This is a genomic window from Intrasporangium flavum (assembly GCF_001956915.1).
GTDB classification, from domain to species: domain Bacteria; phylum Actinomycetota; class Actinomycetes; order Actinomycetales; family Dermatophilaceae; genus Monashia; species Monashia flava.
Genome location: NZ_MLJO01000011.1, coordinates 55,317 through 70,956 on the forward strand (window position 1 = coordinate 55,317; position 15,640 = coordinate 70,956).

At 74.5% G+C, this 15,640-nt stretch carries 12 protein-coding genes; 6 read left to right on the forward strand and 6 right to left on the reverse strand.

The genetic code is table 11. The features are described 5' to 3' along the window. Window positions 1-269 precede the first annotated feature (269 nt). On the reverse strand, window positions 270-2,462 hold the full coding sequence (locus BIV28_RS09355) for a hypothetical protein (RefSeq protein WP_083707192.1): 2,193 nt from the start codon (window positions 2,460-2,462) through the stop codon (window positions 270-272). Window positions 2,463-2,572: 110 nt separating this feature from the next. Between BIV28_RS09355 and BIV28_RS09360 the strand changes: the two genes are divergently transcribed. After that, on the forward strand, window positions 2,573-3,130 hold the full coding sequence (locus BIV28_RS09360) for a DUF4446 family protein (RefSeq protein ID WP_083707193.1): 558 nt from the start codon (window positions 2,573-2,575) through the stop codon (window positions 3,128-3,130). Next, the gene (gene pheA / locus BIV28_RS09365) at window positions 3,127-4,074 is read left to right on the forward strand and encodes a prephenate dehydratase (RefSeq protein ID WP_278247769.1); all 948 of its coding nucleotides are present in this window, start codon (window positions 3,127-3,129) and stop codon (window positions 4,072-4,074) included. The genes BIV28_RS09360 and pheA overlap by 4 nt, the downstream gene beginning before the upstream one ends. Before the next feature lie 17 nt (window positions 4,075-4,091). Here the strand turns inward: pheA and BIV28_RS09370 are convergent, their stop codons facing one another. Next, window positions 4,092-4,865 carry a peptidoglycan-binding domain-containing protein gene (locus BIV28_RS09370; RefSeq protein WP_076261252.1) on the reverse strand — a complete coding sequence of 258 codons (774 nt, stop codon included), beginning with the start codon at window positions 4,863-4,865 and terminating at the stop codon, window positions 4,092-4,094. 515 nt (window positions 4,866-5,380) lie between these two features. Between BIV28_RS09370 and BIV28_RS09375 the strand changes: the two genes are divergently transcribed. From BIV28_RS09375 to BIV28_RS09390, 4 genes are all read left to right on the forward strand, one after another. Continuing rightward, window positions 5,381-6,952, forward strand: a complete 1,572-nt coding sequence (locus BIV28_RS09375; protein ID WP_076261254.1) for a S8 family serine peptidase — start codon at window positions 5,381-5,383, stop codon at window positions 6,950-6,952. Beyond that, window positions 6,949-7,530, forward strand: coding sequence for an RNA polymerase sigma factor (locus tag BIV28_RS09380; RefSeq protein WP_076261256.1), 582 nt, complete (start codon window positions 6,949-6,951; stop codon window positions 7,528-7,530). Before BIV28_RS09375 ends, BIV28_RS09380 begins: the two co-directional genes overlap by 4 nt. A gap of 1 nt (window position 7,531) precedes the next feature. Further along, the gene (locus BIV28_RS09385; protein WP_076261258.1) at window positions 7,532-8,017 is read left to right on the forward strand and encodes a carboxypeptidase-like regulatory domain-containing protein; all 486 of its coding nucleotides are present in this window, start codon (window positions 7,532-7,534) and stop codon (window positions 8,015-8,017) included. A gap of 198 nt (window positions 8,018-8,215) precedes the next feature. Next, window positions 8,216-10,630 (forward strand): CHAT domain-containing protein, encoded by a 2,415-nt coding sequence (locus BIV28_RS09390; RefSeq protein ID WP_076261260.1) that lies wholly within the window; start codon window positions 8,216-8,218, stop codon window positions 10,628-10,630. Between the two features lie 36 nt (window positions 10,631-10,666). Here the strand turns inward: BIV28_RS09390 and BIV28_RS09395 are convergent, their stop codons facing one another. The 4 genes from BIV28_RS09395 to BIV28_RS09410 form a co-directional block, all read right to left on the reverse strand. After that, window positions 10,667-11,989: an enolase C-terminal domain-like protein gene (locus tag BIV28_RS09395; RefSeq protein ID WP_076261262.1), complete on the reverse strand. Its 1,323-nt coding sequence runs from the start codon at window positions 11,987-11,989 to the stop codon at window positions 10,667-10,669. Window positions 11,990-12,002: 13 nt separating this feature from the next. Next, window positions 12,003-13,595, reverse strand: coding sequence for an aldehyde dehydrogenase (NADP(+)) (locus BIV28_RS09400; RefSeq protein WP_076261264.1), 1,593 nt, complete (start codon window positions 13,593-13,595; stop codon window positions 12,003-12,005). A 15-nt stretch (window positions 13,596-13,610) separates the two neighbouring features. Beyond that, the gene (kdgD, locus tag BIV28_RS09405) at window positions 13,611-14,522 is read right to left on the reverse strand and encodes a 5-dehydro-4-deoxyglucarate dehydratase (protein ID WP_076261266.1); all 912 of its coding nucleotides are present in this window, start codon (window positions 14,520-14,522) and stop codon (window positions 13,611-13,613) included. Window positions 14,523-14,681: 159 nt separating this feature from the next. Continuing rightward, window positions 14,682-15,605: a LysR family transcriptional regulator gene (locus BIV28_RS09410; RefSeq protein ID WP_076261268.1), complete on the reverse strand. Its 924-nt coding sequence runs from the start codon at window positions 15,603-15,605 to the stop codon at window positions 14,682-14,684. Window positions 15,606-15,640: the final 35 nt, after the last annotated feature.

The window sequence follows — 15,640 nt, forward strand, 5'->3', positions numbered from 1 at the left end:
GTCCCAGGGCATTCGGCCGGGCACAGAGCAGTCGGTCGGGCGGAGAGAAGGTTCGGCGCGCGTCGCGCCTGGACTGACGAGCGAAACGAGCGAAGCGAGTGAGCCGAGGAGGGAAGGCGTGACGTAGAGGCGCGCCGAACCCGGGCGAGCGGAGCGAGCCCAGACAACTCAGAGCGAAGCGAGTGAGCCGAGGAGGGAAGGCGTGACGAAGAGGCGCGCCGAACACGGGCGAGCGGAGCGAGCCCAGACAACTCAGAGCGAGCCCAAAACTACAGGTGGTGGCGGTCGCGGCGTCGGCGGACCGGGGCGTTGCGTGCCTCGATCGACAGGAAGTGCATGACGGCCGAGATGACGAGCGGCACCGTGAAGATCGTGGCCACGGGCGGGATGGCCGCGCCGGAGTCGTTGGTGAGGAAGCCGATGACGGCCATGACGACGATCGACCACAGGCCGCGGTGCAGCAGGGGGGCCTCCTCGAGCAGGCGGCGCAGCGGTTCGGTGCCGAACGCGCCCGGCCGAGCCAGGACGTAGACGCCGAGGGCGGTGATCGCCACGACGACGACGAGCAGCAGCGGCAGGTGGATCGCGAGGTCGACGTTGGCCCACAGCTTGCGCGACATGACGTCCCACGCGCCGCCGTCGATGACGGTCTGCAGGAACCGGCCGGGGTGCGAGCGCTCGGACTCGGGGCGGCGCCAGTCGAGGTAGGAGACGCCGCCGACGACGAGCCCGGCCACGACGAGCACGAGCACGACGTTGCGCAGCGAGGTCTTCCAGCCGAGGACGCCCATGAGGAGGAAGCCGAGCGCCGGGACGAGGGCGATCGGGCCACCGAAGTCGGCGCCCCAGGCGGGCAGCACGTCGACGGCGAGCGCCGCACCGCCGATGACGACGACGGCGAAGACCGCTAGCCGGGGAGCCTCGCGCCGCACGAGCGCGTGCGCCATCGAGGCGCAGAGCAGGAGTACCGCCGAGGCGTAGAGGGCGAAGGCGACGTTGCCCATGCCGTAGAAGCGGCCGCCGACGAGCGGCTGCAGCCCGAAGATCGAGGAGATCTGCAGCCGGGAGCCGGTGATGAGGTCGATGCCGATGACGGCCGCCGTGAGCGCCGACATCGTCGCGAGGGGGCCGAGCGCCGAGCTGCTCCACGGTCCGCTCAGGGAGATGAACGCCAGCCCCGCGCTCATGACGAGCACGAGCCCGAGGAGCATGACGGTGAGCACGATCGTGTTCTCCGACCAGCGCCACCACGGCACGAGGTTGGCCAGGAAGGTCGCGGCCGGCATCGCGGCGCCGGTGATGCTGACGAGGCGCACGAGCCGGAGCCCGCGCTGACGGGTCAGGCGTTGGTTCCACGGCCGGGCCCGCCGCACGCTCCACCAGAGCGCGAGCAGGGCCAGCACCATCGTCGAGAGCCAGATGATCAGGAACGGCGCGACGATGCGGTGCATCGCGTCGGCCTTGGTGTCGATGTCGGTGAGGACGGTCAGCTTCGTCGCGGCCGTGGACTCGCTGTTGTTCGCGGAGGGGACGACCGACAGGGCGCGGCCGCCGATGCCGACGACGGGGTTGACCCCGCCGCGCTGCAGGATCGTCGCGGTGATGTCGGACAGCTGCGCGACGCCCGTGGTGCGGGTCGAGGCCGACGCGAGCAGGCCCGGCCCGTAGTGCGGGCCGGTGGCCGTGAGCAGCCGCAGGCGCTCCTGGCGGTCGCGGTCGGACAGGCTGACGACGACGAGGTCGGCGCCGTTGGGCATGGCGTCGACGACCTGGTCGAGGCGCCGCTCGAGGATGTTGATCCGCTCGACCTGCTGGGCCGGGTTCGGGTTGGTGGCATCGAGGGAGCCGACGTCGACGATCGACACCGGGCACTGGGCGAGGTCGGACACGAGCGTCGTGACGGAGAACTCTGAGTACTTGGCGACCTTGCCGTCGCTCGTGGCGGCGGCGAGGCCTGCGCCGGGGCCGACCGCCTGGATGCACGTGTTGCCCTTGGCGAAGCTGTCCCCGAGCAGGCCCATCTGTGCGCGGAACTCCGACTGGGCGGAGTTCGCGGCGATGGCGTCGTAGCCGATGACGCGGAAGCCCTGCGTGGCGTCGCCGGCCACGGAGGGCAGCGGCCCGCACTCGGGCCGGTCGGACTCGGCGGCGGGTCCCGCGGACTCGCCGGCGCCGACCGTCGACCAGCCGTCGACCGGGCACGTCGTGAGGCCGAGCGTCTTGACCGACACCGACGCGGCCGAGCCGTCGCGGAGCAGGCCCCACAGCGTCGGTGTCTTCTCGGGGCTCACGTCGTCCCACGAGAGGCCGCCGATGCCGACGACGACGAGCGACTCGCCCGGCTTGGGGGCGGTGGTGGGCGGCACGGGGACCTCGCTGCGCTTGACGTACGCGAGGGTCAGCACGGCCACCACGGCGAGGAGCGCGACGACGAGCGTCTTGACGGGGTGGCGGCGGATCACGCAGGACAGACTACAAACCGGATCTGGGCCCGAGGACCGCCGATCACCCGCTGGATCACGGGCTGGAATCCCGGACCGCCACATGCGTCCCGCGACTACCCTTGCGCCTCGTGGACGACACGACGCTCACCGCCGTGGCCCTGGCCGCCGCGGGCGTCGCCCTGCTCGCCCTCGTCCTGGCCGTGGTCGCCCAGGGGCGGCTGCGCCGGGTCCGGGCCGACTTCGAGGCGCTCGGCGCCGACGGCGGCCGCACCGACATCGCCCGCGTGGCCGCCGACCAGAACCGCCGCCTCGACCGGCTCGCCGCCGACGTCACCCGCCTGCGCGCCGACGTCGCTGCCGCCGAGGACGACGTGCGCCAGAGCCTGCGCAACGTCGCCGTCGTGCGCTACGACGCGTTCGGCGACATGGGCGGCCGGCTCTCGTTCTCCGCGGCGATCGTCGACGACGAGGGCGACGGCATCGTCCTCAGCTCGATCCACGCCCGGGGCGAGTCGCGCACCTACGCCAAGGGCATCGTCGGCGGCCGGTCGAGCATCACGCTGACGCCCGAGGAGCAGCAGGCGCTCGCGTCGGCGACCAAGGGCGAGCCGGGCACCGACCCCGGCGCCCGCACCCCCGCACGCACCCCCACCGGCAGCGCCGGCCGCACGAAGGACGCGTCGTGACCCCTCCCCGCACCCCCGACGAGCTGCACCGCTTCGGCTACCTCGGCCCCCGCGGCACCTTCACCCAGATGGCGCTCGACGCGTGGGACGCCGCCGAGGGCCGCGAGCACGTGCCGTTCGGCTCGGTCGATGCGGCGCTGGCGGCCCTGCGCGCCGGCGACATCGACGCCGCGATGGTCCCCATCGAGAACTCCGTCGAGGGCGGGGTCTCGGCGACCCTCGACGCGCTCGCCACCGGCGACCCGCTCGTCGTCGTCGGCGAGGTCCTCGTGCCGATCACCTTCGTGCTGTGCGCGAGGGAGGGCACGACGCTCGAGGAGGTCAGGGCCGTCGGCACCCACTCGCACGCCTGGGCGCAGGTGCGCGCGTGGATGGGGGCCCACCTCCCCGACGCCGTCTACGTGCCGACGCTGTCGACGGCCGCGAGCGCCACGGCCCTCGGCGCACCGGGCGAGGTGATGTTCGACGCCGGGGTCTGCGCCCCGGTGGCCGCCGCCAACGAGGGCCTGACCGTGCTCGCGTCCGACATCGGCGACAACCGGGCGGCGGTGACGCGCTTCGTGCTCGTCTCGCGTCCGGGCACCCTGCCCGCACCCACCGGCGCCGACAAGACGACCGTCGTGCTCTTCCAGAAGGAGGACCACGCCGGTGGCCTGCTCGAGCTGCTCGAGCAGTTCGCGGTGCGCGGGGTCAACATGACCCGCCTCGAGTCGCGTCCCACCGGTGAGGCGATGGGCTCCTACTGCTTCTCCATCGACGTCGAGGGCCACGTGCTCGACGAGCGCGTCGGCGAGACCCTCATGGGACTGCGCCGGGTCTGCGCCGAGGTCCGCTTCCTCGGCTCCTACCCGCGCGCCGACGGCGGGCTGCCGGGCACGCGTCCGGGCACGTCCGACGACGACTTCCGCGCTGCGCGGGCCTGGCTGGCCGACCTGCGCGCCTGACCGGCCTGCGGCGCGGCTCAGCCGATCGTCGCGCCGCTCTTGAGCAGGAAGAGGGTCTCCTCGCCGACGATGCCGTCGACGCCGATGCGGTTGGCGGCCTGGAGCGTCTCGACGGCCTTCTTCGTCTCGGCGCCGAACGCGCCGTCGACGGCCAGCTTCGCACCGGCGGCCCGCAGGGCCCGCTGGAGGGTCGTGACGTCGGCGCCCTTGGAACCGGGCTTGAGCGTGCCGTCGCCGAGCGAGCGGCTGATGATGCTGACCCAGAACCCGCCGTCGACGCGGCCGGGGCGGCTCGGCCCTCCCTCGAAGGTGGCCTCGACCTTGGCGACCGCGGCGCGGGTCGGGGCGCCGTAGGTGCCGTCGACGGCGACGGGGCCGAAGTCGGCGTCGTTGAGGAAGCACTGGAGCGCGCTGACGGCCGGGCCGGTGGCGCCGGGGTCGAGCTGCGGGTAGGCGTCGAGCGTCCGGGTGCAGCTGCCCGCGACCGAGCCGGCCGACGTCGTGGCCGAGGTGGTCGGGGCGGTCGGGGTCGGACGCGTCGGCGTCAACGGCGCCGCCGTGACGGTCGGGATCGGCCCCTCGGTCGCGGACGAGGCGTCCGTCGTCGGGGTGTCGCCCGGGACGTCCGCGGACGCCGTCAGCGAGGCCTGGCCCGCGGCGCGGTCCGGGCCGTCAGGGCCGCACGCGGCGAGCGTCGGCGCGAGCAGGAGCGCCGCGAGCAGCGGCGACCAGCGCCGGAGCCGGCGGGCGGTGCGCGTCGTGGACGGGAGCGTCTGGTGCTGCGGTGTCATGCGGGTACCCCTGGTCATCGAGACGGCCCGCCCTCGCCGGGCCGCGGTCCGAGTATGCGGCGCGGCGCCCCGGAGGGCCGGCAGGACACGTCGTTTCGTGACGAAACGGACACCTTCGGGCGGCATGTCCGGGCCCGGGCGCACGGCAGGGGGCGCACGGGAGGGGGCGCCGGCGCTGCCTAGCCGGCGCCCCACGGGAGCCTGGGCGACCCCAGCGCGCCCTGGCCCCACAGGTCACCGAGCCAGCCGCCCCTCCGCGGCCCCCGTACGGCTCGATGACCAGTTCCCCGAGTGGGTCCCCCGACAGCACAGAGCCGGACCCGGCGGGCCTGATACGTGCCCGCGAAAAAAGTTGACGGAGCGCGGTGTATCAGTTCCGCCCCGCGCGCCACCATTCCGGTGAGAGCGTCGGGCACATAACCCGGCCCGGCCGCGACGCTGCCGTGCTCGGCTGCCGAGCACACCCCTCGCGACCACCACGCTCACCCACGCTCACCCCTCACAGGAGGCACCACATGGCAGAGACCGGTCAGCCCGGTGGCGCAGGCCAGGGCGGCGCACCCCGTCCCGTCCGGCCGCCCGTCCGCGTCCTCGACCCGGCGACCGCGATGCGCCGGACCGACGGCCAGGCGCCCGACCCGGCGCTCTACCTGTCCGACCGGCTCCTCGTGCGCAACGAGCCCGGCGGCACGCGCGGGCTCGGCGACCTCGCCGAGGCCCTCGAGCCGCTCGGCCTCGACTACGTCGAGACGCCGCGCTCCGGTGGCGGCACCCGCGACCTCGAGGCGTCGGCCGAGTGGGGCACGAGCATCACGCTGCGCCCGCGTCGGTCGATCGACACCGTCGACGCGTGGAACGTCCTGCAGCAGCTGCGCGCCCTCGGCGACCCGATCTCCGAGCGCCTCAGCCTCGAGCACGTCCTGCGCCCGGCCGACGGCTACTGGGGCGGGATCGGCTACTGGGGCGGCATCGGCGGCTACTGGGGCGGGATCGGTGGCTACTGGGGTGGCATCGGCTACTGGGGCGGCATCGGGATGGACGCCCTCCAGGAGTACGCCGTGCCCGGCCGGGGCGGCCGGATGCCGGTGAGCCTGGCCCTGCCCGACCCGGCGCTGCGGGCCCGCGAGCTCGCGCGCCGTCCGGTCGTCGCCGTCCCCGACACCGCGGTCGCCAAGCACCCGTGGTTCAAGGACGAGCGCACCATCGTGCGCCTCAAGTACGAGAACGGCCGCCTCGTGCCGGCCGGCCCGCCCGAGGACGTCGCCGCGACGCCGGCGGGCACCGCGGGCCTCAGCGACACCCCGAAGCCGCAGGAGCCGGTGGGCCTGCTCCACGGCCACGCGACCTTCATCGCCGGCCTCGTGCGCCAGGGCTGCCCCGAGGCGACGATCCTGTCGATCCCCGTCATGGGCGAGGACGGCCAGGTCGACGAGGCCGACATCCTCGACGTCCTCGAGGCGCTCCTCGACCGGCACGTCCACGGGCAGGGCAGCAACCACCCGGAGGACTGCATCGACGTCCTGTCGCTGTCGCTCGGCTACTACGCCGAGGACCGCACCTACACCTCCGGCCCGGTCGCCGACCTGCTCGACCGCTTCGCCGAGGCCGGCGTGGCCGTGGTGGCCGGTGCCGGCAACGACGGCACGAGCGCACCGTTCGTGCCTGCGGCGCTCGCCGCCTCGCTCCCGCAGCGGATCACGGCCAAGGCGCTGCCGCCGCTGTCGAGCGTCGGGGCGAACAACCCCGACGGTTCGACGGTCGCGCTCTTCTCCAACCCGCTGCCGGTCATCACAGCCGTGCGGCCCGGGGTCTCGGTCGTCAGCACCCTGCCGCTCACCAACGGCATGGGCCAGCCCTCGACGAAGGTCGACGGCGACGGCCCGGTGCGCTGCACGGTCGACCCCGACGACTACACCGGCGGGTTCGGCGTCTGGAGCGGCACGTCGTTCGCGACGCCGGTCTTCGCCGCCGAGGTCGCCGCGGCCATCGCCCTGGAGAAGGACCTCGCCGACGTCGCGCCGGCCGTCATGCGCAAGCGCGCCCTGCGCGCCCTGCGTCGCTGCATCTCGAAGGGAGCCACGTCATGACCCCCACGCCCACCGCGCCCGACGGCCTCGGCACCCTCGCCGGCAAGGCCTTCGCCGCCTACCTCGGCGGCGAGCGCGAGCGCCTGTCCGAGCTCGTCGACCTCGTGACGCCGGTGCTGTGGAACGCGGCCCGCTCCCAGGGTGCGAACCCGGCGACGTGCGAGGACGCCGTGCAGACCGCGTTCCTCCAGCTCGTCGACCGCGCCGAGTCGATCCACGAACCGGCCGCGGTGCTCGGCTGGCTCGTCGTCGTCGTCAAGCGCGAGGTGTGGCGCCTCGCGCGCGGCTCCCGGCGCGAGATCGGCGTCGAGGAGGTGCCGGAGGCCCCGGCGCAGAGCCTCGACCCCGAGGCGCAGGCGGTGCTGAGCGAGCGCCAGGGCGTGCTGTGGAGGCACGTCTCGACCCTGTCCCCGCGGTGCCAGGAGCTGCTCCGGGTCATCGCGTTCGCCGACCGTCCCGACTACGCGGCCATCGCCGAGTCGCTCGGGATGCCGGTCGGCAGCATCGGCCCGACCCGCGGCCGATGCCTCCAGAAGCTGAGGACGACCCTCGGCTCCGATCCCGGATGGGCGGTGTGACATGAGCTCGCACAAGGACGCCATTGACGACCTCGACGTGGCCGCGCTGCGCCAGCTGCGAGAGCTGTTCTCGCACGCCGACCCCGTACCGTCCGACCTCACCGAGCGGATCAAGTTCGAGCTGACCGTCCAGGCGCTGCACGCCGAGGTCGCCGAGCTCATGGACTCGGCCCTGCTGGCGACGCGCGGCACGAAGGTCGAGCCGACGCCCACCGAGTCGGTGACCTTCAACGCGGCGTCGGTCAGCCTCATGGTGACGGTCAACGCGAGCGACCTCGAGGGCCGGGTCCGGGTCGACGGCTACGTCACGGTGCCCGGCGCCACGGTCGAGGCGGTCTCGACCGACGGGAGCACGTTGGTCGATACCGATGCGAACGGGCGTTTCGTTCTGGATGATCTACCCCATGGCCCGATCCACTTCGTGATCCGGGTCGACCCCGACGACGAGAACGCGCGACCGGTCATCACGCCCACGATCCAGCTGTGAGGGCGTGAGCCCCGCCGTGCAGGGAGGCGGCCCAGGATCAGCGCACAGCGCACGCTGGACGAGGTCGAGGCCCTGCGCGAGGAGGCCGCTGCGGAGACGGGTGCCGGGCGCCCCGACCGTGCCGTCGGCCTGCTCCGCGACGCGCTGGAGCGGCTCGAGGCCTCGGGCGGGGGCAGGGGTGCCGAGCCCGTCCTGCGGGTGCGTGCCCGCACGCTGACCACCCTGGCCCTGACCGAGTTCCTCCTCGAGGGCGCGGACGCCGCGCACGCGCGGTTCGCCGAGGTCGAGCAGATCGTCGACGCGCTGGGCGACGACGACCTGCGGGCGCGGCTGGCCTACCAGCGCGCCAACGTCGCCGGACGCGGGGGCGACCTCGCCGGGGCGCGCGACGGTCTCGAGGGGGCGCTGCGCCGGCTCGACGCGTTCTCGCCGCGCGAGCAGTGCTCGGTGCTGCTGAGCCGCGGCATGCTCGCCTTCGAGCTGTCCGAGCCCGCCGTCGCGCTCGACGCGTTCTCCCGGGCGGCGGCGACGGCGCGCGAGGGAGGCTGGCGCCCGCAGGAGTTCATGGCCGCCCACAACGAGGGCTACGCCGCCTACCTGCTCGGTGACGTGCCCCGGGCGCTCGCGACGATGGCGGCAGCCGTCGAGGACGCACCCGACGTCTCGCTGCTGCCCGCGCGCCTCGACCGGGCCCACGTGCTCCTCGAGGCAGGGCTCATCGACGAGGCGGTCGAGGTGCTCGTCGCCGCAGCGGGCTCGCCCGACGCCGAGCACGACCAGGCGGCCGCCGAGCTGCAGCTGCGCCTGTCCCGGGCGCACCGGCTCGCGGGAAACCTCCGCCGGGCCGGGGAGGCCGCCGAGCGCGCCGTCGAGGGGTTCGACCGGGTGGGGGCCGTGGGGTGGGCGGCGAAGGCGCGCCTGGCGCGCGTCCACGTCGAGCTGGACCGACAGCGTCGAGGGGCGGCTGCCGACGGGGTCCCCGACGGTGCAGCGGTGCTCGCGACAGCCGAGGAGGTGGCCGCGACGGCGGCCCGGCTCGGCGACACCGAGCTCGGCGACTCGGCCCTCGTCGCGGCGGCCGACGCCCACCTGCTCGCCGGGCGCGTCGAGGCCGCCCGCAGCTGTCTCGACGCCGTGGGCGGGCCGGGTGCCTCGCTGACCGGAGAGCTCGACCGCGCCGTCGTCGAGGCAGGACTCCACGTCGCCGCGGGTGAGCCGGCCCGGGCCCGACGCGTGCTGGGCCGGGCGGCGCGCGGCCTCGCGGCCGGCCAGGAGGGCAGCGCCAGCCTCGACCTGCGCAGCGCCCGCGCGCTGCACGGCGTCCGGCTCGCCCGGATCGACCTCGCCCTCGCGCTGCGCGGCGGCAGCTCGGCCGTCCTCGAGGCGCTCGACCGCTGGCGCAACGCCACCGACCGGCTCCCCTCGCTCGGGCGCCCCGACGACGACGTCCTCGCCTCGCTCACCGAGCAGCTGCGCTCGACCCAGGCCCTGCTGCGCGGCGACGTGCCGGAGGCCGAGGCGGTCGAGCTCACCGCACGGGTGCGGCGCCTCGAACGCGACATCCGGGCCCGCGACTGGACCCTGAGCAGCGGCTCGCCGTCGGGCACGGCGGCGGAGGTGCGGGTGCGGCAGGGGCGCGAGGCCCTCGACCGCGCCGACCGCGACCTCGTCTGGTTCTTCCCCGACGGCGGCCGCCTCATGGGCGTGGGCGTCGTCGGTGGCCGGGCCCGGGTCCGCGACCTCATGCCGCTGGCCGAGGCGGTCGAGCTGGCGCACCGCATCCGCGTCGACCTGCGCACGGCCGCGACGCGTGAGCTCGGGCCGTTCGCGCCGGCCGTGTGGGGGTCGCTGAGGGCCGCCGCCGAGCGTCTCGACGCGGCGGCCGTCCGTCCGTGGGGGCTGCGCCGCACCGGGCTCGTCCTGGTGACGTGCGAAGAGGTGTCGGCGCTGCCGTGGTCGCTGCTGCCGTCGCTCGGCGGGGTGCCGCTCACCGTCGCGTCGTCGCTGACGTCGTTCGCACGCCGCACCGACGACATGGGCGCTCCAGCGGCACCAGGGGTTCCGGGGCGGGTGCACGTCAGCGTCGGCCCGTCCCTGCGACGTGCGTCGGGGGAGGCGTCCGCCGTGGCGCGGGCCTGGGCCGACCACGCCGACGTCTCCGTCGCCGAGCCATCGATCGCGCGCGGGCTCGTCGAGGCGATGCGCGTCGACGACGTCGTCCACGTCGCGGCGCACGGCACGCACCAGGTGCAGTCGCCGCTCTTCTCCTCCGTGCACCTGCACGACGGGCCGGTCTTCGCCCACGAGCTGCAGGCGTCCGGCGTGCGGGCGCGGCACGTCGTCCTGTCGGCCTGCGAGGTCGGCTCGGCCACGTTCCGACCCGGCGAGGAGCAGCTCGGCCTCGCCGCAGCGGTGCTCAGCCTCGGCGCCCGCTCGGCGGTGGCCGCGGTCTCGCCGGTGCCCGACGAGGTGGCCGCCGACACGATGGTCCGCCACCACCGCGCCCTGGCCCGCGGGGTGCCGAGCGACGAGGCGCTGGCGTCGGCGCTCGTCGGCGCCGAGCCGATCGCGGCCGCCTTCCTGCACCTGGGCGGCCGCTTCACCCACGCCTGACGCCGGGCCCAGCCTCTCCTGACCCCGTCGTCGGGTTCAGCGCTCGAGGCAGGGGCGTTTCGGGTCGAAGGCCCAGCCGTCGACGAGGTACTGCATGGCGACGGCGTCGTCGCGCGCGCCGAGGCCGTGCTCGAGGTAGAGCTCGTGCGCGGCGGCGAGGGCCTCGCGGTCGAGGGTGACCCCGAGGCCCGGCGCGGTCGGCACCTCGATCGCACCGTCGCGGATCTCGAGCGGCGAGGTCGTCAGGGCCTGGCCGTCCTGCCAGATCCAGTGCGTGTCGAGCGCCGTGATCTCGCCCGGTGCGGCGGCCCCCACGTGGGTGAACATCGCGAGCGAGATGTCGAAGTGGTTGTTGGAGTGGGACCCCCACGTCAGGCCGAAGTCGTTGCACAGCTGCGCGACCCGGACCGAGCCGGCCATCGTCCAGAAGTGCGGGTCGGCCAAGGGGATGTCGACGGCGTTCGTGCGGATCGCGTGCGCCATCTCGCGCCAGTCGGTCGCCACCATGTTCGTGGCCGTGCGCAGACCGGTCGCCCGCTTGAACTCGGCCATCACCTCGCGGCCCGAGAACCGCCCTTCCGCACCGCACGGGTCCTCGGCGTAGGCGAGCACGTCGCCGAGCCCGCGGCACAGCCGGACGGCGTCGGCGAGCAGCCAGCCGCCGTTGGGGTCGAGGGTGATCCGGGCGTCCGGGAAGCGCAGGGCCAGCGCGGTGACCGCCTCGACCTCCTCCTCGCCGGGCAGGACGCCGCCCTTGAGCTTGAAGTCGCGGAAGCCGTAGCGCTCCCGGGCCGCCTCGGCGAGGGCGACGACCGCATCGGGCGTCAGCGCCTCCCGCCGCCGCAGCCGCGACCAGCCGTCCTCGCCGCCGTCGTCGACGCGGTAGGGCAGGTCGGTGCGGGTGGTGTCGCCGACGTAGAAGAGGTAGCCGAGCATCGGGACGCTGGCGCGCTGCTGCCCCTCACCGAGCAGCTCGGCCACGGGGACGCCGAGGTGCTGGCCCATGAGGTCGAGCAGCGCCGACTCGAGCCCGGTCACGGCGTGCACCGTCGTGCGGAGGTCGAACGTCTGCACGCCGCGGCCACCGGCGTCGCGGTCGGCGAAGGTGTCCGCGACCAGGCGCAGCAGCTGCCGGAACCGGGCGATCTCCTGGCCCTGCAGCAGGTTCGCGGCCTCGCGGACCGTCCCGGCGATCTTCTCGCCACCGGGCACCTCGCCGAGGCCGGTGTTGCCGTCGCTGTCGGTGACGATGACGACGTTGCGGGTGAAGAAGGGGCCGTGGGCGCCACTGAGGTTGAGCAGCATGCTGTCGTGGCCGGCCACGGGCACCACCTCGACGGTGGCGATCTTCGGTGACATCCGGGTGCTCCTGTCAGTCCTGGGCGGGCCGCAGGCGGCCGTCGACGCGCTGGGTCAGACCCCACGGGTTGTCGTCGCGCATGGCGTCGGGCAGCAGGTCGGCGGGCACGTCCTGGTAGGCGACGGGCCTCTGGAAACGGTAGATCGCGAGCGAGCCGACCGACGTCGTGCGGGGCTCGCTCGTGGCGGGGAACGGGCCGCCGTGCACCATCGCGTGGCCGACCTCGACACCCGTCGGCCAGCCGTTGAAGAGGATCCGGCCGGCCTTCGTCTCGAGCAGGGGCAGCAGGGTGCCGGCGAGGTGATGGTCGGCGTCGGTGGCCTGCACCGTCACGGTCAGCTGCCCCTCGAGTGCGCGCAGCGCATCGGCCAGCTCCCCGGCGTCGGCCCACCGGACGACGACGCCCACGGCGCCGAAGACCTCCTCGGCCACCGAGGCGTCCTCACCGAGGGCCGACGTCGTCGTCGAGACGAGCAGCGGCGCCGGGGCGTTGACCCCGCCGCCGACGACGCCCTCGGCCTCGACGGTCACGGCGGGAGCGCCGCGCAGGGCCGCGGCGCCCTTGTCGAAGGCCTGCGCGATGCCGCTCGTGAGCATCGTCTGCCCGGCCGCCCCGGTGACCGCCCGGGCCGCGGCCGCGACGAAGGCGTCGCCGTCGGGGCCCACCGGCACGAAGGTCAGGCCGGGGTTCGTGCAGAACTGCCCCGATCCCATGGTCAGCGAGCCGACGTACGCGGTGGCCAGCGCCTCGGCTCGCCCCCCGGCGATGCTGCCCGGCAGCACGACGACGGGGTTGACCGAGCTCATCTCGGCGTAGACGGGGATCGGCTCGCGACGGGCCGCCGCGGCGGCGACGAGGGCGAGCCCGCCGGCCCGGGAGCCGGTGAAGCCCACGGCCTTGATCCGCGGGTCGCGCACGAGCGCCTGGCCGACGGGGGTGCCGGAGCCGAAGACGAGCGAGAAGACGCCGGCGGGCAGGCCGGCGGCCGCGACGGCGCGCGTCACCGCAGCGCCGACGAGCTCGCTCGTGCCGGGGTGGGCGTTGTGCGCCTTGACCACGACCGGGCAGCCGGCAGCGAGCGCCGACGCGGTGTCGCCCCCCGCGACCGAGAACGCGAGCGGGAAGTTGCTGGCCCCGAAGACGGCGACCGGGCCGAGGGGCACGTGCCGCTGGCGGATGTCGGCCCGGGGCAGCGGCGTCCGGTCGGGCTGCGCGGGGTCGATGCGCACCTCGAGGTGGTCCCCGAGGCGCACGACCGCGGCGAACATCCGCAGCTGGCCGGTCGTGCGGCCGAGCTCGCCGGTGAGCCGGGCGAGCGGCAGCCCGGACTCGGCCACGGCGCGGGCGACGATCGCCTCGCCGTCGGCCTCGATCTCGGCAGCGACCCTCTCCAGGAAGGCCCCCCGTTCCTCGGGTGAGGTGGCGCGGTAGGCGTCGAAGGCGTCGGCCGCAGCCTGCGTGGCCTCCTCGAGCTGCGACTCGTCGACGTGGGTGTAGACGGGTTCGAGCGCCGCACCGGTTGCCGCCTCCACCCCGGCCGACCCGGGAAGCGTTCCCGCCGTGGGGGATCCGGCGATGATCGAGTGTCCGGTCAGGGAGGTCATGCGGAGGGGCTCCGTTCAGCTGATCTTGTCGATGAGGATCTTGAGGTCGGTGACGTCCTGCTCGGTGAGGTTCGTGAGCGGCGGACGGACCGGGCCGGCCGGTCGGCCGATGGCCGCGAGGCCGCCCTTGATGATGGACACGGCGTACCCGCGCTCGCGGTCGCGGATGTCGAGGTAGGGCAGCACGAAGTCGTTGAGCTTGCGGTACACGGCCTCGAGGTCCTGGCGGCGCACGTCCTCGTAGAAGCCGACGGCGAACTCGGGCACGAAGTTGAAGATGGCCGAGGAGTAGGTCGTGACGCCGAGCTGGAGCAGCGGCAGGGCGAACGTCTCGGCGGTCGGCAGGCCCCCGACATAGAGCAGCCGGTCGCCGACGCGGGCGTAGGTGCGGGTCATCGCCTCGACGTTGCCCACGCCGTCCTTGAGGCCGACGAGGTTGGGGTTGCGATCGGCGGCCTCGGCGACGGCGAGGTCGCCGAGGATCGCGTTGGCCCGGGAGTAGGCGATGACGCCGAGCGAGGTCGCCCGGCACACGGCAGAGACGTGCTCGACGAGGCCGCGCTGTCCGGCCTCGGTGAGGTAGGGCGGGAAGAGCAGGATGCCGTCCGCGCCGGCGGCCTCGGCCGCCTTCGCCTGGGCGATGGCGACGGCGGTCCCACCGGTGGCCGGCGCGAGCACCGGGACGCGCCCGCCGATCTCGTCGACGGCGACGCGCACGACGGTGTCGATCTCCTCGGTGCGCAGCGAGAAGCCCTCACCCGTGCCGCCGGCGGCGAACAGGCCGGCCACGTCGTAGCCGCTGAGCCACGAGAGGTGCTCGCGGTAGCCCGCCTCGTCGAAGGCGAGGTCGGGGGTGAAGTGGGTGACGGGGAAGGAGAGCAGTCCGGTGCCCAGCTGGTGAGCGAGTTCGTCGGGGGCCAGAGGCACGGCGAGGTCCTTTGCGACAGAGCGGCTGCCCGTCCGGACGTCGGCGGGCCCGCCGCTGGGCCAGTGAGTGACCTCAGGCTAGGAACAGGGCTGGATACCTGTCCAAGACGGATTCCGCATCCTGTGATGCCCCTGGGGCATCGACGGTCGTGGGTGTGCTCAGCCCTCGTCGCCGAGCTGCATCCGCCCGATCTGCGCCAGGACGCGTCGCAGCATGGGGCTGCGACGACCGCGTGCCCAGATGGCGTGCAGCTCGACCGGCCGGCCCGGCACCTCGCTACCGTCAGGGTCGCCGCCGCCGTCGACGAGGTCCTGGTAGACGACCCCCTGGACCCCGAGCGACCGGGCCGAGGCGGGTACGAGGGCGCAGCCGCGCCCGGCGGCGACGAGCAGGACGGCGGTGAGGATCTGGTGCACCTGCTGCTCGACGCGCGGGTGCGCGTTGGTGAGGAACCGCACGGTCAGCTCGTGGAAGTAGCGCGACTGCACCGGGTTGTAGCTGATGACCGGCACCCCGTCGAAGTCGCCGGCCGTCAGCGGCCGTCGCACGCCCGCCAGCGGGTGTCCGGCGGGGACGGCCGCGCAGAGCGGCTCGCGGAAGACGACGCGCGACTCGAGCTCGGAGGTGTCGAACGGCGGCCGGGCGAGCCCGAGGTCGAGCTCGCCGCGCCGGATGCCGTCGGCCTGGGCGGCCGTGACGCGCTCGTGGAGGATGACCTCGACGCCGGGCAGGCTGCGGTCGAGCTCGGTGAGCAGCGGCCCGAGCACGCCGATCGCCGACACCGCCGTGAAGCCGAGGCGCAGCGTGCCGGCGGCGCCCCCGTCGATCCGGCGGGCCACGTCGCCGGCGCTGTCGACGAGGGCGAGCAGCCGGTAGGACTCGTCGAGGAAGGCGCGCCCGGCCTCGGTCAGCTCGACGCGTCGGTTGTCGCGCTCGAGGAGCGTGCACCCGACGCTGCGCTCGAGCTTCTGGATCTGGCGGCTCAGCGGCGGCTGGGTCATGTTGAGCCGTTCGGCGGCGCGGCCGAAGTGCAGCTCCTCCGCGACAGCGACGAACGCCCGAACCTGGTCGAGGGTCATCATGCCCGGCGACGATACCGCCTTCGATGCGGTGAAGG